Below are 21,882 nucleotides of genomic sequence, written 5' to 3' on the forward strand. Positions count from 1 at the left end.
GGGCGTCTTCGTTTCCGGGATCAGGCCGCGCGGCGGGCCATGGCCTCCGGTTCGGCCTGCAGGCGGAAGCGCGAGACCGCCACGGCCAGCTGCTCGGCCTGCTCCTCCATAGCCCGCGCCGCGGCGCTGGCTTCCTCCACCAGCGCGGCATTCTGCTGGGTGGTCTCATCCATCTGCACCACGGTCTGGTTGACCTGCTCGATGCCGGCGGACTGTTCACGCGACGCAGCCGAGATCTCGGCCATGATCTCGTTGACGCGCCCCACCTGGCCGACGATGGCCTGCATGGTACGGCCCGCACCGTGCACCAGCTGCGCACCGGCACCGACCTGCGCCACGGATGCGTCGATCAGCTCCTTGATCTCCTTCGCTGCGCCCGCCGAGCGTTGCGCCAGCGCGCGCACTTCGCTGGCGACCACCGCGAAGCCGCGGCCCTGCTCACCGGCCCGCGCCGCTTCCACCGCCGCATTCAACGCCAGGATGTTGGTCTGGAAGGCGATGCCGTCGATCACCGATATGATCTCGGCGATGCGCTGCGAGGAAGCCTCGATCTGCTCCATGGTCTGCACCACCTGGTTGACCACTTCCCCGCCCTCGCTGGCAACGTCAGCGGCGGATCCTGCCAGGGTATTGGCCTGCAGCGCGTGGTCGGCGTTCTGGCGCACGGTGGAGGTCAGCTCCTCCATCGAGGCGGCGGTTTCTTCCAGGTTGGCGGCCTGCTGCTCGGTACGACGCGAGAGATCGCTGTTGCCCGCAGCGATCTCACCCGCCGCCAGGCGGATGCTGGCGGCCGACTGCTGGATCTGGCCGACGATCTGGGTCAACTGCTGCACGGTGCTGTTGGCATCGTCGCGCATCACCGCGAACACGCCATGGAAATCGCCGCGCATGCGTGCGCTGAGGTCGCCGGCGGCAATCGCGCGAAGCAGCGTCGAAAGCTCAGCCAGGTTGTGATCGCTGACCTGCATCATGATGTTGAGGGTCTCCACCATGCGGCGGAAATCGTGGTCGAAGCGCTGGGCATCACCGCGTACAGCGAAGTCGCCGGCCGCCGCGGCGGCGGCCAGCTGCTGGATCTGCTCGTTGATCGCGGCCAGGTTGCTCTTGGTGGTGGCCATCGCTGCGGTGAACACCGCCTTCTCGCCCGGCAGCGCTTCCATGTCCACGCTGAGGTCACCCACCGCGTAACGCTGCATCACCTCGACCAGGCGCTGGGTGACCGCATTGCTGGAAGCCACCAGCTGGTTGCTGTCGGCCACCATGCGGCCGTACTCGCCGGGGAAGGCAGTGGCGTCCATGCGGTAGCTCAGCTCGCCAGCATCGTGGCGGCGCGCCATTTCCGCCTGCGCCGCCATCACCGCCTGCAGCTGCCCGCGCATGCCCTGCATCGCGTCCAGCAGGCGGCCCACTTCATCGTTGCTGCGCGCAGGCAAGGTGCTGTCGAGCTTGCCGGCGGCGACGTCACCCGCCACCCGCACCGCTTCGGCCAACGGGCGGATCGCCAGGCGGCGCAGCAGCACGTAGACACCGGCACTCAGCGTCAGCGCGGCCACCACGCCCACCAGCAGCGTCAACCACAGCAGCTGGCGCGCCTCGGCCACGATCACCGCGTGCGGCATCACCACGCCCAGCGCGAAGCGCTGCGGGGCATTGCCCACGCGTAGCGGCACGTAGACGCGCACGTTGCCGGCTGCATCGGGCGTGAAGGCTTCGAACCGGCGGTCGGCGGCGATGTCGGCCAGCATGCTGCGGGTCAATGCGTCGGTGCGCGGCTTGCCGATCTCGGCGGCATTCGCCGAGGCCAGCACCACGCCGTTGGGCGAAAGCAGCTCGACGCGGCCTGCGCCCATCGGCGTCAGCGTCGCCAGGTGCTTCTGCAGCGCCGCCAGCGAGAAGTCGACGGTGAACACGCCGAGGAAGGTACCGTTCTCGACGATCGGCGAGCTCAGCGTGCTCATCAGCACCTGCTGGCCGGCGATGTCATAGGCATAGGGTTCACTGACCTTGGGCAGCTTGTCGCGGCTGGGCACCACGTACCAGTCGGCCGAACCGTCGGCGGCTTCGGTGTAGTCGGTCATGGTCGACTGCTGCGGCTTGCCGTCATGCCAGGCCCAGTAGCTCATGTAGCGGCCGCTGGCATCATGCATCTCGGTATTGGCGAACTCGGCATCCTTGCCATCGAAGGCGTCGGCCTCCCACATGGTGCTCTTGCCCAGCCATTCCGGGTGGGTACGCAGCTGCTCACCGAGCACGGCCGCCAGGCTGGCGCGATCAGGCACGTCACCCCGCGCACGCTGGGCGAGCACGGCTTCGACCATGGCATCGTTGCTGGCGAACGCCGTGCCCAGGTCGGCAGCGACCTGGCGCGCTTCGGCGTTGGCCTCGCTGGTCATGGTCTGGCGCGAGGCATCGATCAGGCTGGCACTGGCCTGGCGATAGATCAGGAACGCCGTCAGGCCGAAGCACAGCAGCGCGATGACAGCGGTGCCCAGCATCAGCTTGTGGGCGATGCTGCCCGGACGGCGGGCAGCGGCAGAACGGGAAGAAGGCATGGAGGGGTCCGCAAGGCAGTTCAGGACGACCGGCACCGCGAGGGCACCGCGCAGGCGCGCGATCCGTCGCGCAGGCCACCGGCCGCCGGGACCCGCCCGGCGCAGGAAGCGCACCGGGTTAGCGGCCGCCTGCCAACGAGGTTGAGGCGACTGGCCTACACATTCCTGAATGCACTCAGGGACGGGACAGAAAGCCGTCCCGGCGTCCTCTATTCGGCCACCCGATCCTTGATCCACTCCGCGCGTGGCAACACCTCGATGCTGCCTGCGGCGTACTGCTGCAGCACAGCGTCCGGCCCGAAACGCGGTTGCCACCCCAGCTCTCTGCGGATGCGGGCGCTGTCGTAGACGCGGTCGACGCTCAGCGGCAATGGCCAGCCGCGGCGCTCGAACTCGGCCAGCAGCTGCGGCACGCGCCGGGCCAGTACGTTGCGCGGCTGGGTGGCAAGTTCCAGGCAATCCTCGCGCCGGAACGGGGTCGCTGCGCAGGCGATGTAGCGGGCGAAGGCCGGCCCCTCATCCAGCAGCAGCGCGGCATGGGCACTGGCCACGTCACGGGCGTCGATCCCTCGATGCAACCGGAACATCGCCATCCGTTCCGGCGGTTCCGGGAAGCAGCGCCCCATCCGCAGCACGCGCACGCCGAAGTCCGGTCCGGCCGCAGCTTCAGCCAGGGCCTCGGCCTGCAGCTTGCTGCGGTGGTAGATCGTTCGCGGCAACGGCTCGGTATCCTCATCGATCCAGCGGCATCCTCCTGCCACCACCGCGTGGCCGTACAGCGCAGTGGTACTGGTCAACACGAACCGCCGTGCACCTGCCTCGCGCGCTGCCTGCAGCAGGTGCGCCGTCGCGTCCACATTGATCTGCTGGAACACCGCATCCGGCACCAGACCGACGTGCGGCGCATGCAGGGCCGCGGTATGAATGACCGCGTCGACGCCCCGCACCGCGCGCGCGACGGCTTGATGATCGGTGACATCGGCAATGATGCGCGTGGTGGCGAACGGGCTACGGTCCAGGCCCACCACTTCATGGGCACCCGCCAGCGCGCCGAAGATCGCGCGCCCGATCCGCCCGGAACTGCCGGTCAGCAGAATCTTCATTGAGTCCATTCACTCGAAGCGCCCGGGAACTACCGGGATGCTTCGATTCTAGGCATGCAACGGCGCATCTGCGATAGGACAACCGCGCAACTGTGCGTTCATCTTGACGACTTCGGCGGAGCCAGCAGTTGGCGCGCGATGAACAGCGGGTCGTCGCCGCCTGCCACGTCAGGCGCGACACCGTTCCGTTCCCAGTTGCCACCGGTGCGCAGATTGATCGGTTGCCGATCCGGAATGCTGATCTGATAGCCATCGGGCAGCAGCACAGGATCATCGAACATATGTGCGGCACCGCCACTACGGCCACCGACGATGCGCGCACGCCCCAGCGCCTGCAGCGAGTACGCGACGAACTCGGCCGCCGAGCCGGTGCGGCGGTCGATCAGTATCACCAGCGGCTTCAGGTACAGCGGAAGGCTTGCTGGCGGCAGCGGCACCGGGGTACGCCGGCCACGCTGCTCCAGCGCCTGCACTGCGGTGACACCCGGCTCCAGCAGGGTCCGCACCAGCAGGTCGGCGCTGCCATCATCACCGCCTCCGTTCTGGCGCAGATCCAGCACCAGGCCCTCGGTGTCGGCCAGCAGGGTGAACGCTGCCGCGAGCCTGGGCCGTGCCAGATCGAGCGGATAGAAGGTGCTCAGCCGCAGGTAACCGATATTGCCTTCCAGCACCCGCACCTCGCGCACGCCCGCACCGTTGCTGCGAGCATCCGCACGCCAGGCCATCAGCCAATCGTCCTGGCCGGCGCCGGCATCCACCCGTTCCACATGGAAGTGGCCGTCGAACACGTCCAGATCCTGGTTCAGGCGCGCACTGAAGCCCTTCGGGTCCGTGCAGCTGTCCACATAGCGCTGCTGGGTGGACCAGCCACGCACCGCGTCGGCGATGCGCGCGCCTTCGGCCACATCCAGATAGTGCGCCTCTATTGCCGCAGCCGCCGCCTGCAGCACTGTGTCCTGGGCCGGGCAGGACGCGGCCAGCAGCGCGCCCAGCATCCACGAAACCGCCATGACCGCCCCCGCGTTGATGATATATAAGTGCTTATATATCATTGTGGGCATGGATCTCCAACATGCCTCTCTGGGAACATTGCTGCGCGCCCTGCTGGACCAGCTCGATCCGGCGGTCGAGCAGGCCTATCGCGACCTGCAGCTGGACTACCGGCCGCGCTACACCCCGGTGCTGCGCACGCTGATGGCGCAGGGCCCCTGCCGCATCAAGGATCTGGCGCTGGCCTGCGGGCTCAGCCATTCGGCACTCAGTCAGACGGTGGCTGCGATGGTGCGCGACGGCTGGCTGCACGCCGTCATCGGCGAAGACAGCCGCGAGCGCATCCTGCAGCTGAGCCCGCAGGCACTGCAGGCACTGCCGGCGCTGCAGGCGCAATGGCAGGCCACCGCACGCGCCGCGCGCAGCCTCGATGCGGATCTCGGCCAGTCGCTGGAGCAGGTGCTGCGCGAAGCACTGCAGGTTCTGGAGCAGCGGCCATTCGCGCAACGCCTGCGCGACGCCCGCCGGCGCTGACACTGCGCCGTCGCCGATGCCTCGCCTCTTCGTGGACGGCGGCACCCGCTGCGATCGCCTGAATGGCCAGGCCATCAAGCGCGTGCGCACGTGGCGTGAAGGCCATGGCGAGGATGGCGACCTGGACTTAGCACGCGTTGGCCAAGCATGGGCGCTGCCGTTGACGACGGCGCCCCCCCTGCAGCAGGAGAGTCCCATGACCGACCAGAATCACCGCTCCAGCCGGGGCTTCGCCTCGATGGACCAGGACAAACAGCGCGCGATCGCCGCCAAGGGCGGGCGCGCGGCACACGCCTCCGGCAACGCGCACGAGTTCAGCTCCGACGAAGCGCGTGCTGCAGGCCGCAAGGGCGGCGAAGCGATCAGCCGCGACCGGCAGCACATGGCCGCGATCGGACGCGAAGGTGGGCACGCACGCCACGCCAATGCACGCCAGCAACAGCAGCAGATCGAGCACGGTGCAGAGGATCCACACCCCCAGCAGGGGTGAACCCCGCACGGTCAGCCCGGGGCGCGCTGCCGATACAGCCCGAGCGCCACGAGCAGGGCCAGCGCCCCCGCCGCCGCCATCGCCCAACCGAACCCGCTGGCCATCGCACTGCGGTACCACGTCAGCACCTGCGGCGTGGCGTGCATCGAGCCCGGGTGCAGGATCAGTTCACGCGCCTGCGCAGCAAACTGCTGCTGCCCTGCGGCCTGCGCGGAAGCGGTGAACTGCTGTACGGCACGCTGGCCCATCAGGCTGCCCAGCAAAGCGATGCCCAGGCTCATGCCTGCCTGGCGCAGCGCGTTCATCGTGGCTGAGGCAATACCTGCGCGTTCGGCCGGTGCGCTGGCCATGATTGCCATGCCGGTCGCCGGCACTGCCAACCCCATTCCAATGCCAAGCAGCATCAGCACGGTACTGGCATAAGCGCGCGAAGTAGCCGGTGCGAACGAGGCCATCACGCACAGCGCCCCCCCGGCCAGGGCGTAGCCCAGCACCAGCGCTGCATGCAGGCCGATGTGGGCGACCAGACGACCGAACAACAGCGAGACGACACCCATCAACAGGAACTGGGGAGCCAGCTGTGAGCCCGCCAGCGCGGCGCCGTGTCCCTGTGCCTGCTGGAAGAACAGCGACAGGAAGAACAGGCTCGCATAGGCGGTGAAGCCCAGCACGAACGAGGCCAGGTTGAGCATGCTGAAGCGGCGGTCGGCAAACAGGTCCAGCGGCAGCAGTGGGCGTGCCACCCGCCGCTCGACGATACCGAACAGGATCAGCCCGGCAGTTGCGGTGCCCAGCGCCAGAAGTGTCACCGGGGCCAGCAGGCCATGCTCGCCGATCGCGATCAGGCCATAGCACAGCGCGCCCAGCGCAACGATGCTGAGCAGCTGCCCGGCCGAATCCAGTGCAGCGTGCTGCGGGTGCCGCCGCTCGGCAATGCCCCAGGCGCCAAGCACAAGCGCCAGCAGCCCCAAAGGCAGGTTGATCAGGAAGATGCTGGGCCAGCCGGCGCGCTGCACCAGCGCACCGCCCAGCAACGGGCCGAGCACCAGTGCCAACGCGCTGAAGGCGGACCAGCCACCGATCACGCGCGCACGCTGGCGTGGATCGGGAAATGCATGACTCAGGATCGGCATCGCACTGGGAATCAACAGCGCACCTGCCACGCCCTGCACCGCGCGCCCGGCGACCAGGGTCGAAAGATCCTTGGCACAGGCGCACAGCAGCGAGCCCAGGGTGAAGGTGGCGACGCTCAGCAGCCACATCCGCCGATGACCATAGCGATCCCCCAGCGGACCGGCTGACAGCATCAGCGCTGACAGTGCGATCGCGTAGGCGTTGATCACCCACTGCAGGCCTGCCATGTCGGTCTGCAGCGCCTGCTGCAGGGTTGGCAGGGCCACGTTGACGATGCTGATGTCCAGCGAAGCGAGGAACGTACCGAGATAGGCCGCCATCACCAGGGCGGGCCGTTGGAGGCGTTTCATGCGTGGATCCCGGGGGAGGATGTACGCGCATCCTAGCGACTGACTGACCGTCGGTCAATGACCGACGATCAGTCAGTACCAAGAGGCCGCTAGAATGGCGGCCGCCACACCCGGATACCGCCCACCATGCAGACCCCAGCTGTCGCCAGGCCCCGCACCAAGCCCGCCGAAACCCGCCAGGAGGAACTGATGGACGCCGCGCAGGCGTTGTTCCTGTCGCAGGGTGTGGACGCCACCACCATCAGCGACATCGTCGCCGCGGCCGACGTGGCCAAGGGCACCTTCTATACCTATTTCGCCTCCCGCACCGAGATCCTGCAGGCGCTGGCACAGCGCTACACGCGGCAGTTCATGGAAGAGGTCGAGCAGGCCGTGCAGCAGCACCCTGCCGGTGATGGCACAGCGCGCCTGCGCGCCTGGATCCGCGCCAACATCGAGATCTACGTGCGCACCCACGCGTTGCATGACGTGGTGTACGCCAACCATCACCACCACCAGCGCGGCAACGCCGAGCGCAACGCGATCCAGCAGCAGCTGCTGGGCATCCTCGAAACGGGCAACGCAGCCGGACTGTGGCAGCTGCCCGCTCCACAGGTCACCACCTCGTTGATCTATGCCGGCGTGCACGGTGCCACCGACGACCTGATCGCCACACCAGCACAGGATGCCGATGCCTTCATTGCCGCCGTGGAAGCGGATTGCCTGCGCATGGTCGGCGTTCCAGCAGCTACGACGCACGGCGGCAGACGCCGCTGAAGCAATGCTCCCCGCTCAGGTGTGGGCGAGAATGTTCAACAACCGCCCGAACGGGTCGCGGACGAAGAAGCGACGCACGCCCCAGGGCTCGTCGGCCGGGCCATACTCCAGCGGGATGCCGGCCGCGCGCATGCGCTCCAGCACCTGCTGCAGGTCGTCCACTTCGATCGACAGGTCGGGCACCGCGGTGCCGGAACCCCCTTCGCTGGCAAAGCTCACCTGCGCCAGCGCACTGCCCTGCCCGCCATGGGTGACGATCCACCCATGATCCATCACCACCGGCATGCCCAGCAGCCCGCCATAGAACGCTGCGGCACGCGCCGGGTCAGGCGTGGCGATGTTGGCGACAATACGTTTGACGGCCATGTGCAGCGGCTCCGATGCGATTCCCCATCCTCGCCGCTGCGTACATGGCCCGCAAGCGGGCTCAGGCCAGATGCCCGCATCGCCAACGGAGCCGATCGCTGAAACAGAAGAGCCCCGTCGATGACGGGGCTCTACGTACGGCTCAAACGGCGCGACTCACACGCCCATGCACAGATCGACCACGCAGGTGTTGTACGCCTGTTGGCATTCACCGGCATCGGTGCCACTGGCCAGGCACAGCTGATAAGCCCGCCAGCAGGGCTGGTCGCAGGGCTCGACCGGCCCAGCCACCGCTACCGAGCCGGTACACGCCAACGCGAATACCGCCGCTGCGATCACTTTCCTGACAACACGCATCGCCATCACTCCTTGATAAGCCTGGTGAGCCCAGGCCGGCCCACGTTAGCGAGGACATGGGGAGACGAAGTGAAGCCCTCTGTCACGCACACTTAACCCGTTCACAATTTTCCTTTCACATCCATGGGGGATATCGCCACCGATTGGCGTTAACGGCCTTGTTGTCCGTCCATCAAGGAAGTTGCCCGATGAATCACCCGCTGCACGGCCGTTCGTCCCACTCCCGCTCCCCGCTGCACAGCCGCCTCGCCCTGGCCGTGTCCAGCGCCCTGTTGTTTGCCGCTGCATCGCCCGCCATGGCCAGCGAAGCGCTCGACGCATGGCAGCAGCAGCGCCAGCTGCAGGCGGCCTGGGCACAGCCCAGCGTCAGCGCGCCTGCAGCACCGACGGCCACCACGCCAGCGGCAACCGGCACCGCTCTCCTTGGCAATCCGGGTGATGCGGCCAGCTGGCGCAGCGATGAATTCAACGCCGACTGGGGCCTGGGTGCGATGGGCGCAGACTACGCGTATGCACGCGGCCTGACCGGAAAGGGCGTGCGCCTGGCGCTGTTCGACACCGGCTCGGCATTGGCTCACCCCGAATTCGCCGGCCGCAACACCTCCAGCATCACCATCGGCCCGAACTGCGCGTCACCGGGAACCGTCGGCGGTACTGGCGCGTGCAGCCAGACACAGGGTGATCAACCGGGTATCAACTACTACACGCTAGGCGCGGGCGTGCCTGCTTCCCTGCAGGCCAACATCATTGCCGCAGGCCGTGAATGGGGTTTCCGCTATGCCGATCACGGCACGCATGTCCTCGGAACCATTGGCGCCAACCGCAATGGCACGGGGATGCACGGCGTCGCCTTCGGTGCCGATCTGACGACCGCCCGTGTATTTGGTGATACTTACTACGAGTGGAAGCGCCAGGCGAGCGGAGGCTATCTGCCTGAAGCCGTGGAACGGACGGATCCCGATGGTGCCGCAAGGCTGGACATGTACGCGCAGCTGCAGGCACAGGGCGTGCGTGCCATCAATCACAGCTGGGGCATCTCTACCCGGAACATGACCGTCGCCGCACTGGATGCACAGTACGCACGCATCGGCGCCGGCTACGACGTGTACGGAAGCATCTACAAGGACAGCGCGAACGCCCCTGCTTCGCAGTTGATCCAGGTCTGGTCGGCCGGCAATGGCAGCGGCGCCGTTGCCGGCATCACCGCAGCGTTGCCGCGCTGGAAGCCGGAGATCGAGCCCTACTGGCTGGCTGTCGCCAACGTCCGCCAGCCCAATGCAGCCAATGGCGAAACCGACTACGTGATCAATGCAGGTTCGAGCATCTGCGGCGCTGCAGCCAACTGGTGTATTTCCGCGCCCGGCACGGCAATCCTGAGCACTATCGTTTCCGGTGACATCCAGGGACGGCTGGAGAAGACCGCAGACTACGTACGCCTTCTCATCGACAGCCAGAATCCCACGTACGACTACGGCCCGAAGACCGGTACTTCCATGGCCGCCCCCCATATCACCGGCGCACTCGGCCTGTTGATGGAGCGCTTCCCCTACCTGGACAACGCCCAGGTGCGCGACGTCCTGCTGACCACCGCGCGCGATCTCGGTGCCGCAGGCGTCGACCCGATCTATGGCTGGGGCATGGTTGACCTGCGCAGGGCCATCGAGGGCTATGGCTCGCTGCGCGTGGATACCAGCGTGGTGATGAACCAGAGGGCCGGCGGCCTGAAGGTGTGGGAAGGCGATGCCTGGGACGACTGGACCAATGACATCGGCGGCCCCGGCAAGCTGACCAAATCCGGCATCGGCTGGCTGCGCCTGAGCGGCGACAACAGCTTCAACGGCGCGGTGCTGCGCGAGGGCACGCTGGAGTTGAACGGCAGCAACACCCTCACCTCCGCGGTCGAGGTGCAAGGCGGCCAGTTCCTGCTGAACGGCAGCCTGGTCTCCACCGCACTCACCACCACCGGCGGCGTCAGCACAGTCAGCGCCAGCGGCGTGCTGAAGGACGGCAACCTGACCGTCAATGGCGGCGTGGTGTCCTTCAATGGCATGCAGACCGGCGGCACCACCACGGTCGGTAGCGACGGCCTGCTGAAGGGTGTCGGCACGTTGGGCAGCACCCGGGTGGACGGCACCATCGCCCCCGGCAATTCGATCGGCACGCTGACCATCAACGGCAACTACGTGCAGGGCCCGACCGGCGTCTACGCCGCCGAACTCGCGCCTGGCGGGCGCAGCGACCAGTTGCACGTGACCGGTACCGCCACCCTCGGCGGCACCCTGGTCGCGTTGCCGGAACCGGGCATCTATTATCTCGGCGAGCAGTTCAACTTCATCCGCGCCGACGGAGGCATCAACGGCCAGTTCGCGAAAACCGACTTCAGCGCGTTCTCGCCGTTCCTGAAGTTCAGCCTCGCTTACGGTACCAATGGCGCCCGCATCGACGTGGCGCGTGGTGCCACACTGGCCAGTGCGGCCACCACGCCGAACCAGCGCGCGGCAGCGACGGCCGCCGATCTCCTGGCAATCAGCCAGGGCCTGCCCAAGCCGCTGACCCAGCTGTTCCCGCAGCAGGTTGGCGGCGTGCTCGACGGCCTCAGCGGCGAACTGCACGCAGCCACGCCGCTCGCACTGGTGGAGGGCAGCCGCTACGTACGCGATGCCGCGCTGTCGCGCCGTGCAGGTGCGGCCGCGCCGGGCGCCGATGCCGGTGACGCCACCGGCGCCTGGGTGCAGGCTCTGGGCGGCAACAGCAAGCTGGACGGCAACAGCAACACCGCCCGCACCGAAGCCAACAGCAACGGCCTGCTGGTCGGTATCGACCGCGAGTTTTCCGGCTGGCAAATCGGCGTGCTGGCTGGCACCGGCCGCACCGACGTCAAGCAGCAGGCGCGTCGTGCCAAATCGAAGATCGACAACACCCACTTCGGTGCATATGCCAGTCACAACTGGGGCGGCTTCGGCCTCCGTGGCGGCGTCGCCTGGAGCAAGCACAAGGTGAAGAGTGCCCGCGATGTCGACTTCGCAGGGTTCAGCGACAGCCTGAGCGCACGCTACAACGCGCATACCCGCCAGGCCTTCATCGAAGCCGGCTACCTATTTGGTGGCCCCGAGGCCGGGCTGGAACCCTACCTGCAGGTCGCGCGCGTGGAGGTGGACCTGAAGCAGATCAACGAGCGCGGTGGTGCAGCCGCCCTGCACGGCAAGGTGGACGACACCGGCACCACGATCGCCACCGCTGGCCTGCGCTTCGACAAGGGCCTGAAGGCATCGTTCCAGCAGGACAGCTGGCTGCATCTGCGTGGTGGCGTGGGCTATCGCCGTGCCTCGGGCGACCGCAGCCAAGTGAGCAACCTCGCCTTCGCCAACAGCAGCACCACGTTCGCGGTCGAAGGCGCGCCGATTGCCGACAGCGCCGTGGTGGCCGAGCTGGGGCTGTCGGCGTGGCTGACCCCGCGCCAGCAGCTGGAGCTGGGTTACAGCGGCCAGTACGGCAGTGAAAGCCGCGACCACAGCGCCAACGTGCGCTGGTCGGTTCGTTTCTAGACGCGTGTTCTCTTGACGGTTTGGGGCGGCCTCAGCGCCGCCCCTTTTTTATCCACGCCCCAGGGCCATGCGCGATACCCTCAGGATCATTGCGTCGTGGATCCATCCGTGGAGCATCACGCGTGGATGAAGATCGACTGGAGCCGGGTCGCCCAACCATTGCACCCGGTGGAGTTGAAAGCCTCGAGCCGGACATTCTTCCCCGATGTCAGCGCTGCCAACGCCGCCGCGTAGGCTTCCTTTGCACCCGGCCGGGACATGTCGATTGCAAAGGTATCGGTATTGCAGAAAGCTGTACTCGAAACATGCACGTACACAATTCCGGCCGGGCCGTCCATGTACGGCCGCAGCGACAGAATCGTCATCTGATCGCTGGTTGGCTCCGCCTTCAGTGGTGCAGACAGGCACAAGGCCAACGTCAAGGCCAACCCCGCTCCCAATCTCCTGCGGAGACCTGGCGTCGCGTCATTCATCATCATGTAGTTCCCCTGTGGATTCAGACATCAGGCCTCAGGCATCGTCACGGCCCTCAGCTGCATGACCCCGGAGGTGCAGCCGTCGACACGCAATCCGACACGCAGTTTGTTCTGCCAGGCGATGAGCAGCATCGACACCATCTCCCTCTGCATCGGATGATCATTGAGGAGGATGAAGCGATTGCCGCCACCACAATTTGCGCCCGCAGGAAGCACACCTTGCGTCACGAGGTAGAACCCTTCCCCGCCCCAGCCCGTTGCGACGGATACGATCCGATGGCCTTCCAGATTGAAAGGCTCTGCGTCTGCCGTTGAAGCCAGGCCAGTTCCCAGCACGGTAACCAGCGCCAGCAGGACCTTGCCGCCGATGGCGCCACGCAGCCGCGATACAGCACGTACTTCGTCCATGTTCTTCCTTCCCCTGTCATGAATACCGGTTGCCGGTGCGCTGCGGCCCGTGCAGTCCGCTACGCTCAGCCCAGCAGCAGCTGGTACAGCAGGGGCACGATGTCGCCCTGCGGACGCTGGACATGCGAGACATCGGACACCGGGGTGCAGCTCCCCGTAGCGCCACAGGCAAGCACGCGATACGCATAGCTGGTGGCAGGGCGTGCTGCAGACGTCCAGTTCGCCGCGTTGCCTTCGTAGACCGTGGTCCAGGTCACCCCGTCCACGCTTTCCTCGACGACGTAGCGGACGGCAGAGGCCACAGGTGACCAGCCAACGAAGTCCTTCGCCGCCGGCGAATGCCGCATCGGCACCGCCGCCTTGGCGACCAGGCTCCCACCCAGGGTGATGTAATCGGTCCGCTTGTCCTCGCGCTCGCTCGACTGGTAGCGGAGGACGCCGGCGTGGTCGTACATCGAGGTGATCCGTCCCAGCGACGAATCCGTCTGCGTGCGGCGTCCGTCAGCGTCGTAACGGTAGCTCTCGGAACCTGCCGCCGTACGCAGCCGGTTGCCGAAGTCAAAGGCGAACGGCTGTCCGTTCTTCACCCGCAGGTTGCCCTGCGCATCGTAGGCCAGGCCGATCACGGTCGCGCCTCCGCAACCGTTGACCTTCACGTTGGTCAGGCGCCAAGCGTTGTCATAGCAGTAGTGATGGTCACGGCCGAGAATCGTCACGCGCGTGAGGTTGTCCAACGCGTCATAGCTGTAGCTCGCCGCGCCGAGCATGGGCGAGGACGCCGAAACGAGCCGATCCAGCGCGTCATAGCCCAGATTGCGGTTGCCACGCTGGTTGCGGCCCGTGGCACCGTCAGTGATTGCCACCACATTGCCGACCGCATCGTAGTCGTAGCCATCGCTGAGGATCCGGGTTGCGCCAAGCGCATCCTGGCTTGTGTCCGGCAACTGGCGCGCGTTCTGCACCATCGTGTGGACAATACCGTTGCCATAGGTGAACTGGCGGATCGCCCCGTTGGGGTAATAGCCCACGCCAACGGCGTAGGAACCCGCCTGCCCGGCCTGTCCCAGCGCGTTCGGCGCATACGCGACCACGTTACCGGAGGGGTAGCGATGCGCGGACAGGTTGCCCAGTGCGTCGTAGGCATACCCCATCGCCAGCGCTTCGCCATCGGTGGGGCTCTGCACCTCACCGATGAGCAGCCCGCGACGGTTGTACGCATAGCTGTTGTGCGTCTCCACCCCGGCGTTCAACGTGGTGACCTGCTTGACCAGGCCATCTGGCCAGTAGCTCCAGCGCTGGTTGCCATTGCCGTCGGGGAACAGCAGCGATGCGAGCCGGTTGCGTGCGTCATAGGAACGCACCACCCGGCGCCCGCTCGCCGCGGCAACATCCTGGTTGCAGCTGCCTGCATCGGACAGGTCCAACCCCTGCGTGCTTCCAACCGGGTTCGATGCGGCGTCGTAATCAAATACGGTGGCGCCGGTTTCCGGCTCGATCGTCTTGCACAGCCGCTGCGCCGCATCGTAGACATAGCGCCGGGTCGACGTCACCGAGCCATTGCCGGCCCTGCGGGTGATCGACGTCGGCTTGCCGAAGACGTCACGCGGGATGTCCAGCACGGCTCCCTCTGCCAGTTCGATACGCACCGGCCAGTCAAGCTTCGCGGCATCTGCGCCAGTGTAGGTCACGACAGTCGGAATACCCCTGGCATTGGTCGTGCGCACGCGCCGCCCCGGCAGGTATTCGGTTCTGCTGACCAGCGCGCCGATCTCGGAATCCTGGCTGACCTGGACCACCCGCCCCAGCGCGTCGTACGTCGTACGGACGCCAGTTCCGGCGTCCTGGACCGTACCGACCCCCGCCTCAGGATAGGACTGGAAAGTGACCCGCCCCTCCGCGTCATAGGCGGTCACCGCGGCCCGCTGCGTGCCGGCTTCATTGGCCGCGTCGAACTCGCGCACCAGCAATGGGCGCCACAGCGCATCGTAGTAGGTGACCTTGCGCGCATTGCCGGTGCTGACCGTCTGCCGCCAATGGCCGGCAGGAATTCCGTACTCGGCGCCGCCGACCTGGGCAAACTGTGTCGTGGTGGACGCCCAGTCCACCGTATCACCGTCGGGATAGTCGACCAGCGACATGCGCCCCATCGCGTCGTAGTCGTAACGCGTGGTGTTGCCCCGGCCGTCAGTGATCCAGCGTATCCAGCCATTGTCATCCACGCCGGCAGACTGGGACGAACCATCCGCATACTGGATGTTCCCGGGGACGCCTCGCTTCCAGCCGGACAGGCTCACGGTATTGCCACGCCCATCCACCACGGCGCGAACGGTACCGTCGCCGTTGTAGTGAATGGTCTGCTGGAGCTGGCCGAAGGCATGGATCCGCTGGGGCTTTGCGGTGGCCGGGTCATAATCCACCTGGGACTCGATCCGGCCCGTGTCCTGGTTGACCGACGTCCGGACCTGGCCAAGCACCCACTTCGACAGATCATCGTGATAAGTGATGACGTTCGTCTTGCTGTAGGACTGCGCCCCGGCACTTCCCACAAACGTGCCCAGCAACATCATCGCGGAAAGTGCATTAACTCGACGCATCGTCAGTGGACCTGTTCGCAATGGATGGCGATGGGACAACCAGGACCAGGTACCGGAAAGACCGGCGAGGCACACATCACGGTAAACCGCGCACACGCAGAAAACCGGACGCGGCTGCATCCGGTTGTCGGTTGACGTTGATGATGGACGAAGCCCCCTTCGTCATGCCGTGCCTGTTCCCTGGACTCGGCCAAGTATAACCATGGAAACGGGGCGGGACGCCCGGCCCCTCGCAGCCCTTGCGGGCTGCGAAGGTTCCCGGACCATCATGCGCCTCCGGGCCTCGACGGCCGCGATGGGCCGCCCGGCGCTGGACCTCAGGCAGCCTTCATGGCGTGCTTGCGTGCCCGCATGACGTTGTGGCACTCCTGCACATCCGGAAGCAGCTGGGTCACTTCCTGGCGTACCGCCGGCGGCAGATCGTTGTCCTGCAGCACATCCTTGAACGCGCCCAGCAGGCGGTCTTCGGACTCTTCCAGTTCGGCCACGTAGCCATAGTTGGTATCACCAAACGCGGCGCGCACCTTGCCGTAGAACTGCTGCATCGAACCGACCATGGTGCCGTGCTCCGCCGGCTTGCCGCCGCTGGCGGCAACCGAACCACTCAGCGCCGCGACGATCCGCGACTTGACCCCGGCAATGCGGGTGAACAGTGCCGACAGTTCGGCATCCTTTACCTTCGTTGCGGCTTCCTCATAGAAGGACTTGCCATCACGCGCGATCTCGATCAGGTCGTTGAGGCGATGTTCGATGGTGGACTGGGTGCTCATATGTAGTCGCTCCTGTTCGCTCGAATGTTGGGGAATGGCAGTGCGTTTGCATTGCCTTCGACTCCACTGTGTACGTCCGCGTGTGCCGATCTGGTGAGCGCGAATTGATGCATGCATCACCATGCGAAACCCGTGCTGACTTCTTCATTTCGCACTTCATCGACGTTCACGGAATCTGAGCGCACGGAGCCTTCGTCACCACGGTGCGATAACGATGATCAGAGTAACCAGCAACGCAATTGCCAGGATTACCAGCAGCACATGCCATTGCTTCCAAGTGGGTTTCGGCTTGCCAGGCGTGTTCATCTGTTCTCTCTTCATGCTGGGACGGGGCTGCCAGACTGAAGCACAGCCATATCTGTACATGTGCAGGGTTCGTGCACCGGGCGTGCATGGCTCCGGGCGCGATACGCCGATGCGAGCAGCATCAGGTCGCTTCAATACCCTGCCTGGCAATGGACCGCTTCGCTGCGTACTCAGCGAACAACACACCGGATACCGCCAGCACGCCCCCCGCCAGTACCCAGCCACTGAGCGATTCGCCCAGCAACAGCACGGCCAGTGCGGCGGTCACGATCGGCACCAGGTTGAAGAAGCCGGAGACACGCGCTGCGCCCAACCGTGACAATCCGGTCATCCAGGTCAGTGGGGCCAGGATCGACGCGCATACTGCCGCAAACCCGATGCAGCCGACCGCAGTGAGATTGTTCACCCCGGTACCGACCAGCAGCTGCACCGGCAACAGGATCAGCGACGCGGCCGTGGCCTGCAGGAACAACGATTCCAGCACCGACAGCGGAATCTTCCAGCGCTGCATCAGCACGTTGTAGGCGGCGAAGGCCAACGCACCGATCAGCATGATCGCATCACCACGGTTCAGGCCCTGGGCGGCCAGTCGCGCCAGGTCGCCCTGCGAGACCACCGCCACCACGCCGACAGTGGAAATCACCGCACCGGCAATGGAGGTACCGCGCACCGGATGACCCATGAACACGCGCGACAACGCCAGTGCGATCAGTGGAATCAACGCCTGGATCACGCCCATGTTGGTGGCCGAGGTGAAGTGCGCCGCATAGTACGCAAGGCACTGGTACATCACCCCACCCAGGCACCCCAGCAGCAGGAAGCGGCCAAGGTTGGCGCGCACGGTCTGCAGGTTGTTGCGCAGCCGCGGCAACGCGAAGGGCAACAGGACAATGGCCGCCACCAGCCAGCGGAAGAAACCAATATCGATGGGACCGACCGAGCCCGAGGCCAGCTTGGTCACGATGGTGTTCGCGCCCCACAGCAGGCAGGCAAGTATCGGGAAGAGGTAGTTCAAGAGCGTGGGTGTTCGTGGAAGAGTGGCCAGCGTACGCTTGGCGCATATCGAGGACATCCTGAAAATGCGTCACTCCGACCCCGGGTTGCGGCAACCGATGGAGCCCATCCCCACCTTCCGCCAGCTGCCTGGCCCGATCTACTTCCGGCAGGGTTCAATGGAACCCACCGACTGGGGTACCCACAGCCATCCATGGGGCCAGTTCAACTTCGTCGCGCAGGGAGTGATGGAGATGAAGATCGACGGTGAGTGGATGGTGTCACCGCCCCACTACGCGATCTGGATCCCACCGGGAATGTCCCACTATTCGCGCAACCGGTCGCGGCTGGCCTATCGCTCGGCCTACCTGTCGCCGGCGTTGTCACGCCGCCTGCCCGAGCGTTGCAGTGCGCTGGAAGTCAGCCCGTTGCTGTGCGAGCTGCTGCACGAGCTGGCGCGGCAGGGCGTGACCGATCCCCGGACGCCCGCCCATCGCCGCATGGCCGCGGTGGTGATCGACCAGATCGTCAGCGCTGCGGTACTGCCCAGCTTCCTGCCGATCGCCAGCAGCGATGCCCTGAAACAGGTGATGGCGCACATCGAGAAGCACCTGTCCGCAGCCGAGTCGGTCGCCGAGATCGCGCAGCGGCACCACATGAGCGTGCGCAAGCTGGAACGCCTGGCGCGCAGTGAACTGGGCATGTCACTCGGTGACTGGCGCGGTCGGGTGAAGTTCGTGCATGCCACCGAAGCGCTGTGCACACGCCGGCCGATCAGCCGGATTGCCGAAGAGCTGGGCTACTCCGGCGTCAGCGCCTTCGCCGAGATGTTCAAGCGGCACGCGCAATGCACACCGGACCAGTACCGGAAGCTGCATCGGGCGGGGTGAGGGGCGCATCAGGCGTTGTCGATTTCCCGCCCCGTCGTTCGTCGGAACAGAAGAGGCAGGCCTTCCCGCCTGCAGGAGCGCCCCGATGCCCCCCATCCTCACCGCCTTCGCCACCTCCCCCGACCGCGGCCAGGGCCTGGCCCGTGACATGCGCGTGCGCTGGGCACTGGAAGAGCTGGACGTGCCCTATGACGTGCAGCTGCTCACCTTCGCCGAAATGAAGCAACCCGCGCACCTGGCGCGGAATCCCTTCGGACAGATTCCCACCTGGCAGGACGGCGACCAGGTCCTGTTCGAGTCCGGCGCAATCGTCCTGCACCTGGCCGAGCGGCACCCTGGCCTGCTGCCGCGCGATCCGGACGCGCGCATGCGCGCGATCATGTGGGTGTTCGCTGCGTTGAATACGGTGGAGCCGCCCATCGTCGAGCGTTCCATGGCGTGGGTGCTGGAGCGCGAGCAGCCCTGGTATGCACAGCGGTTGGTGATGCTCGACGAGCGCGTGCGGATGCGTCTCTCACAACTGTCCGCGTGGTTGGGCGCGGCGGCGTGGCTGGACGGCGATTTCAGCGTGGGCGACCTGCTGATGGTCTCGGTGCTGCTGCGCCTGAAGAGCAGTGGCCTGCTCGACGAGTACCCGCTGCTGGTGGCCTATGTGGAACGGGCGACGCAGCGTCCCGCCTATCAGCGCGCGTTCGCGGCGCAGCTGGCGGTATTCCAGAACGGGTAATTCCACGCCACGCGTGGAAACACTCAGCGCAACCTGCGCCTGCAGGCGGCCTGCACCAGCATCAGCTGCGCCACAAGGATCAGCATCGCGCAGCCTGACAGCAGCCACGGATCGATGTACCACTGCGCGTTGAAACTGAAATCACCGGCGGAAATGCGCTTCCAGCCGTTGAAGTGCTGCATCGCCGCGACCACGAACGCGAAGCCGCCACTGGCGAATGCAAGCCAGGGCACGACGATGCCGCCCGGCCGCGCGAACAATGTCAGCACGCCCAGCACACCGATCACCGTGCGTTGTACGCGGCAGTACGGGCAGACATAGGCCATCCCGCTCCACTCCACCGCCCACGCCAACAGGCTGACCAGCACGGCCGCGCCTGCGGCGGTGTACAGGACTTTCGGCGTGATCGTCATGCCACCCTCGTGTGCCATCCCGTGCTCCTTGGTTGAAAGACCCGGGCAGCGTAGCAGTGCCGCAGCCTCATCCCTTCTTGATGACGGTCCGCTTGCCGATGGTGCTGGTCTTGCCGGCGGTCGGCTTGGCCAAGCCAGGAATCAGGAAATCGGTGGCCTTGTGACCCATCGACACCTTGGACGCCAACCAGCGCGGCATGCGCCCGCGACCGGTCCAGGTCAGGCGCTTGTATTCCGGGTCGCGATACTTGGGCGCGACTTTGCCGGATTTGCGGCGGGCGGGCTTGCGGGCGGGCGCAGGTGTTTCCGAGGCTTCGCCACCGAAGAGTTCTTCGAGGGTGTAACCGGCCTCCGCCGCGGCGGCCTTCAACATCCGCCGCACCGCGCTGGCCGGGCGGCGGCTGGAAATGAGCTGTTTCCGCTGTTCAGCGGCAACCACCAAGGCGCCCAGCTCCCGAAGGCTGAGCGATTCAATATCGATCGTCATGGTGGAAAGGTCTCCTGCGGGCGGCCAGCTGTCAAGGCGCCTTGCCCGGTACGTAGACACGGGCTTCACTGCCGGTGGGCTCCGATCGCCTTCGCCAGCCATCTCCGAGGAACCCGACGTGAGCAACTCACCGCATTCGCTCGCCTACCTGCTTGCGCGCATCCTGCTGATGGCGCTGTTCCTGGTATCCGGCATCGGCAAGCTCGGCGACCTCAACGGTACCCAGGGCTACATGGAAGCCATGGGGGTACCCGGCATCCTGCTGTGGCCCACCATCGCCTTCGAGATCGGCAGCGGCCTGTGCATCCTGCTGGGCTTCCAGACCCGGCTGGTGTCGGTCGTGCTGGCAGGTTTCAGCCTGGTCACCGCTTTCATCTTCCACCACAACTTCGCCGATCAGACCCAGCAGATCATGTTCCTGAAGAACCTGGGGCTGGCAGGTGGCTTCCTGCTGCTGGCCTGCACCGGGGCGGGGCGCTACAGCATTGATGGGCGCAGGCGGCGTGGGTGATGTTCATCACTGTGCGCGCCGCCTGATCCGGAAATGATCCCGGTAGGCCGAAGGGGACATGCCAACGACGCTCTGGAATGCCTTGCGGAATGCGCTCACATCGTCGTATCCCAATGTCGAGGCCAGTTGGGCAACAGGGATATCGCCGAGCTGCAGCGCATCCCTGGCCTTGGCCATCCTGACCTGCCGGATGTAGTCGGCCGGATTGAGTCCAGTGGCCTTCTGGAATCGCCGGATGAATGTTCTTTCGGTCAGGTGGGCGCGCTCAGCCAGGGTACTCACTGTGTGGCGCAATCCGGGTTCGGCAAGGATGGATCGCTGGACAGCCAGCAGCGCTGCGTCATCGTGATCCAGTTTTGGCAGGAATCCCTGCAGTGGCCGCTGGTCCTGCCGGATTCCGTCACTGAGCATGAAGCGGGCCGTTGCCAACATCACGCTGGAGCCCATCGTGCGATCGACGATCAACAGGCCCAGATCATTCCACGCAAGGATGGCGCCTGAGGTAATGACGTCGCCATCATCGATGACGACGTTCTCGGTGGTCACCTGGACGTCGGTGTAGGTGGCGGCAAGCAGGCCCGCGAACGCCCAGTGCGTCGTGACCCGTCGCCGTGCAAGCAGGCCGGTCTGGGCAAGCACGAAAGCACCCGCGCAGACGGAGCACATGATCGTGCCGCCTGAATGGAGCGTTTTTAGCCACTGCGCCTCGTTTGGCATCGCGGACATGCGCTCAGGCATCGCCACGCTCGGCGGCGAGATCACGAAGCCAGGGGCGTTCACATCGCCGGGATCGCTGTCCCAGCAACATTCCATGCGGCCCGATTGCGGGTTCCATTGCCAATGCGTCACCCGGATGAAGCACCGCCGGTCATCCTCGTGAGGATACGCAGCCCATTCATTCGCGATCCGGAACAGATCGGTCAGGCCGTGGATGGCCGCCATCTGGCAATCCGGGTAGATCAGCAGAGCGACTTCGATCCGCTTGTCAGTTTCGATACCCATGAATGTCACCTCCGCCAATTTCAATTGATACAGCGCTACCCAAGAATGGATTCGGACGGAGTGATGGCCGCCTCAGCATAGAAGGAATCGCGTACCTGGGGCCACTCCCGCGACACGCACCGTCGGCG

The 21,882-nt window shown here is 65.9% G+C and carries 21 protein-coding genes; 7 read left to right on the forward strand and 14 right to left on the reverse strand.

Going from position 1 to position 21,882, the window contains the following annotated elements:
- Positions 1 to 20 precede the first annotated feature (20 nt).
- The 3 genes from ACZK29_RS19170 to ACZK29_RS19180 all read right to left on the reverse strand — a co-directional run bounded on the left by ACZK29_RS19170 (position 21) and on the right by ACZK29_RS19180 (position 4,665).
- Positions 21 to 2,552, reverse strand: a complete 2,532-nt coding sequence (locus ACZK29_RS19170) for a methyl-accepting chemotaxis protein (RefSeq protein ID WP_478446368.1) — start codon at positions 2,550 to 2,552, stop codon at positions 21 to 23.
- A 209-nt stretch (positions 2,553 to 2,761) separates the two neighbouring features.
- Positions 2,762 to 3,655: an NAD-dependent epimerase/dehydratase family protein gene (locus ACZK29_RS19175; protein ID WP_164147235.1), complete on the reverse strand. Its 894-nt coding sequence runs from the start codon at positions 3,653 to 3,655 to the stop codon at positions 2,762 to 2,764.
- Positions 3,656 to 3,753: 98 nt separating this feature from the next.
- Complete coding sequence (locus tag ACZK29_RS19180; RefSeq protein ID WP_459047422.1) at positions 3,754 to 4,665, reverse strand: S41 family peptidase; 912 nt, start codon at positions 4,663 to 4,665, stop codon at positions 3,754 to 3,756.
- Between the two features lie 49 nt (positions 4,666 to 4,714).
- On the opposite strand from ACZK29_RS19180, the gene ACZK29_RS19185 reads away from it, so the two are divergent.
- Positions 4,715 to 5,179 (forward strand): MarR family winged helix-turn-helix transcriptional regulator, encoded by a 465-nt coding sequence (locus ACZK29_RS19185; protein WP_164147236.1) that lies wholly within the window; start codon positions 4,715 to 4,717, stop codon positions 5,177 to 5,179.
- 196 nt (positions 5,180 to 5,375) lie between these two features.
- Positions 5,376 to 5,669, forward strand: a complete 294-nt coding sequence (locus tag ACZK29_RS19190; RefSeq protein WP_164147237.1) for a KGG domain-containing protein — start codon at positions 5,376 to 5,378, stop codon at positions 5,667 to 5,669.
- Positions 5,670 to 5,680: 11 nt separating this feature from the next.
- Here the strand turns inward: ACZK29_RS19190 and ACZK29_RS19195 are convergent, their stop codons facing one another.
- Complete coding sequence (locus ACZK29_RS19195; RefSeq protein WP_164147238.1) at positions 5,681 to 7,153, reverse strand: MFS transporter; 1,473 nt, start codon at positions 7,151 to 7,153, stop codon at positions 5,681 to 5,683.
- Between the two features lie 126 nt (positions 7,154 to 7,279).
- Here ACZK29_RS19195 and ACZK29_RS19200 point away from each other — a divergent pair, with 126 nt between their 5' ends.
- Positions 7,280 to 7,909 (forward strand): TetR/AcrR family transcriptional regulator, encoded by a 630-nt coding sequence (locus tag ACZK29_RS19200; protein WP_111204598.1) that lies wholly within the window; start codon positions 7,280 to 7,282, stop codon positions 7,907 to 7,909.
- Between the two features lie 15 nt (positions 7,910 to 7,924).
- On the opposite strand, the gene ACZK29_RS19205 is transcribed toward ACZK29_RS19200, so the two are convergent.
- Complete coding sequence (locus tag ACZK29_RS19205; RefSeq protein ID WP_111113065.1) at positions 7,925 to 8,275, reverse strand: VOC family protein; 351 nt, start codon at positions 8,273 to 8,275, stop codon at positions 7,925 to 7,927.
- Between the two features lie 156 nt (positions 8,276 to 8,431).
- On the reverse strand, positions 8,432 to 8,632 hold the full coding sequence (locus tag ACZK29_RS19210; protein ID WP_111204643.1) for a hypothetical protein: 201 nt from the start codon (positions 8,630 to 8,632) through the stop codon (positions 8,432 to 8,434).
- A gap of 188 nt (positions 8,633 to 8,820) precedes the next feature.
- On the opposite strand from ACZK29_RS19210, the gene ACZK29_RS19215 reads away from it, so the two are divergent.
- Complete coding sequence (locus tag ACZK29_RS19215; RefSeq protein ID WP_478446369.1) at positions 8,821 to 12,177, forward strand: autotransporter domain-containing protein; 3,357 nt, start codon at positions 8,821 to 8,823, stop codon at positions 12,175 to 12,177.
- A 116-nt stretch (positions 12,178 to 12,293) separates the two neighbouring features.
- Here the strand turns inward: ACZK29_RS19215 and ACZK29_RS19220 are convergent, their stop codons facing one another.
- The 5 genes from ACZK29_RS19220 to ACZK29_RS19240 all read right to left on the reverse strand — a co-directional run bounded on the left by ACZK29_RS19220 (position 12,294) and on the right by ACZK29_RS19240 (position 17,746).
- Positions 12,294 to 12,542, reverse strand: coding sequence for a hypothetical protein (locus tag ACZK29_RS19220; RefSeq protein WP_224481809.1), 249 nt, complete (start codon positions 12,540 to 12,542; stop codon positions 12,294 to 12,296).
- Positions 12,543 to 12,680: 138 nt separating this feature from the next.
- The gene (locus tag ACZK29_RS19225; protein ID WP_076739636.1) at positions 12,681 to 13,061 is read right to left on the reverse strand and encodes a hypothetical protein; all 381 of its coding nucleotides are present in this window, start codon (positions 13,059 to 13,061) and stop codon (positions 12,681 to 12,683) included.
- A 65-nt stretch (positions 13,062 to 13,126) separates the two neighbouring features.
- Complete coding sequence (locus tag ACZK29_RS19230) at positions 13,127 to 15,655, reverse strand: RHS repeat protein (protein ID WP_478446370.1); 2,529 nt, start codon at positions 15,653 to 15,655, stop codon at positions 13,127 to 13,129.
- A 317-nt stretch (positions 15,656 to 15,972) separates the two neighbouring features.
- The gene (locus tag ACZK29_RS19235; protein WP_111204601.1) at positions 15,973 to 16,425 is read right to left on the reverse strand and encodes a PA2169 family four-helix-bundle protein; all 453 of its coding nucleotides are present in this window, start codon (positions 16,423 to 16,425) and stop codon (positions 15,973 to 15,975) included.
- A 427-nt stretch (positions 16,426 to 16,852) separates the two neighbouring features.
- A complete protein-coding gene (locus tag ACZK29_RS19240; protein WP_111204602.1) occupies positions 16,853 to 17,746 on the reverse strand; it encodes a DMT family transporter in 894 nt (297 codons plus the stop codon).
- Positions 17,747 to 17,810: 64 nt separating this feature from the next.
- Between ACZK29_RS19240 and ACZK29_RS19245 the strand changes: the two genes are divergently transcribed.
- Both ACZK29_RS19245 and ACZK29_RS19250 read left to right on the forward strand, forming a co-directional pair.
- Complete coding sequence (locus ACZK29_RS19245; protein WP_111204644.1) at positions 17,811 to 18,614, forward strand: AraC family transcriptional regulator; 804 nt, start codon at positions 17,811 to 17,813, stop codon at positions 18,612 to 18,614.
- 85 nt (positions 18,615 to 18,699) lie between these two features.
- Entirely contained in the window at positions 18,700 to 19,341 is a 642-nt protein-coding gene (locus tag ACZK29_RS19250) for a glutathione S-transferase family protein (RefSeq protein WP_111204603.1), read from the forward strand.
- A 23-nt stretch (positions 19,342 to 19,364) separates the two neighbouring features.
- Here the strand turns inward: ACZK29_RS19250 and ACZK29_RS19255 are convergent, their stop codons facing one another.
- Positions 19,365 to 19,772: a hypothetical protein gene (locus ACZK29_RS19255; RefSeq protein ID WP_106548877.1), complete on the reverse strand. Its 408-nt coding sequence runs from the start codon at positions 19,770 to 19,772 to the stop codon at positions 19,365 to 19,367.
- Positions 19,773 to 19,821: 49 nt separating this feature from the next.
- Positions 19,822 to 20,241, reverse strand: coding sequence for an H-NS histone family protein (locus ACZK29_RS19260; RefSeq protein ID WP_111113055.1), 420 nt, complete (start codon positions 20,239 to 20,241; stop codon positions 19,822 to 19,824).
- Positions 20,242 to 20,359: 118 nt separating this feature from the next.
- Here ACZK29_RS19260 and ACZK29_RS19265 point away from each other — a divergent pair, with 118 nt between their 5' ends.
- On the forward strand, positions 20,360 to 20,752 hold the full coding sequence (locus ACZK29_RS19265; protein WP_111204604.1) for a DoxX family protein: 393 nt from the start codon (positions 20,360 to 20,362) through the stop codon (positions 20,750 to 20,752).
- A gap of 6 nt (positions 20,753 to 20,758) precedes the next feature.
- Here ACZK29_RS19265 and ACZK29_RS19270 read toward each other — a convergent pair whose 3' ends face one another.
- Positions 20,759 to 21,754, reverse strand: coding sequence for a GlxA family transcriptional regulator (locus tag ACZK29_RS19270; RefSeq protein WP_459047366.1), 996 nt, complete (start codon positions 21,752 to 21,754; stop codon positions 20,759 to 20,761).
- Positions 21,755 to 21,882: the final 128 nt, after the last annotated feature.

The organism is Stenotrophomonas sp. 89682_Sma (genome assembly GCF_056481405.1).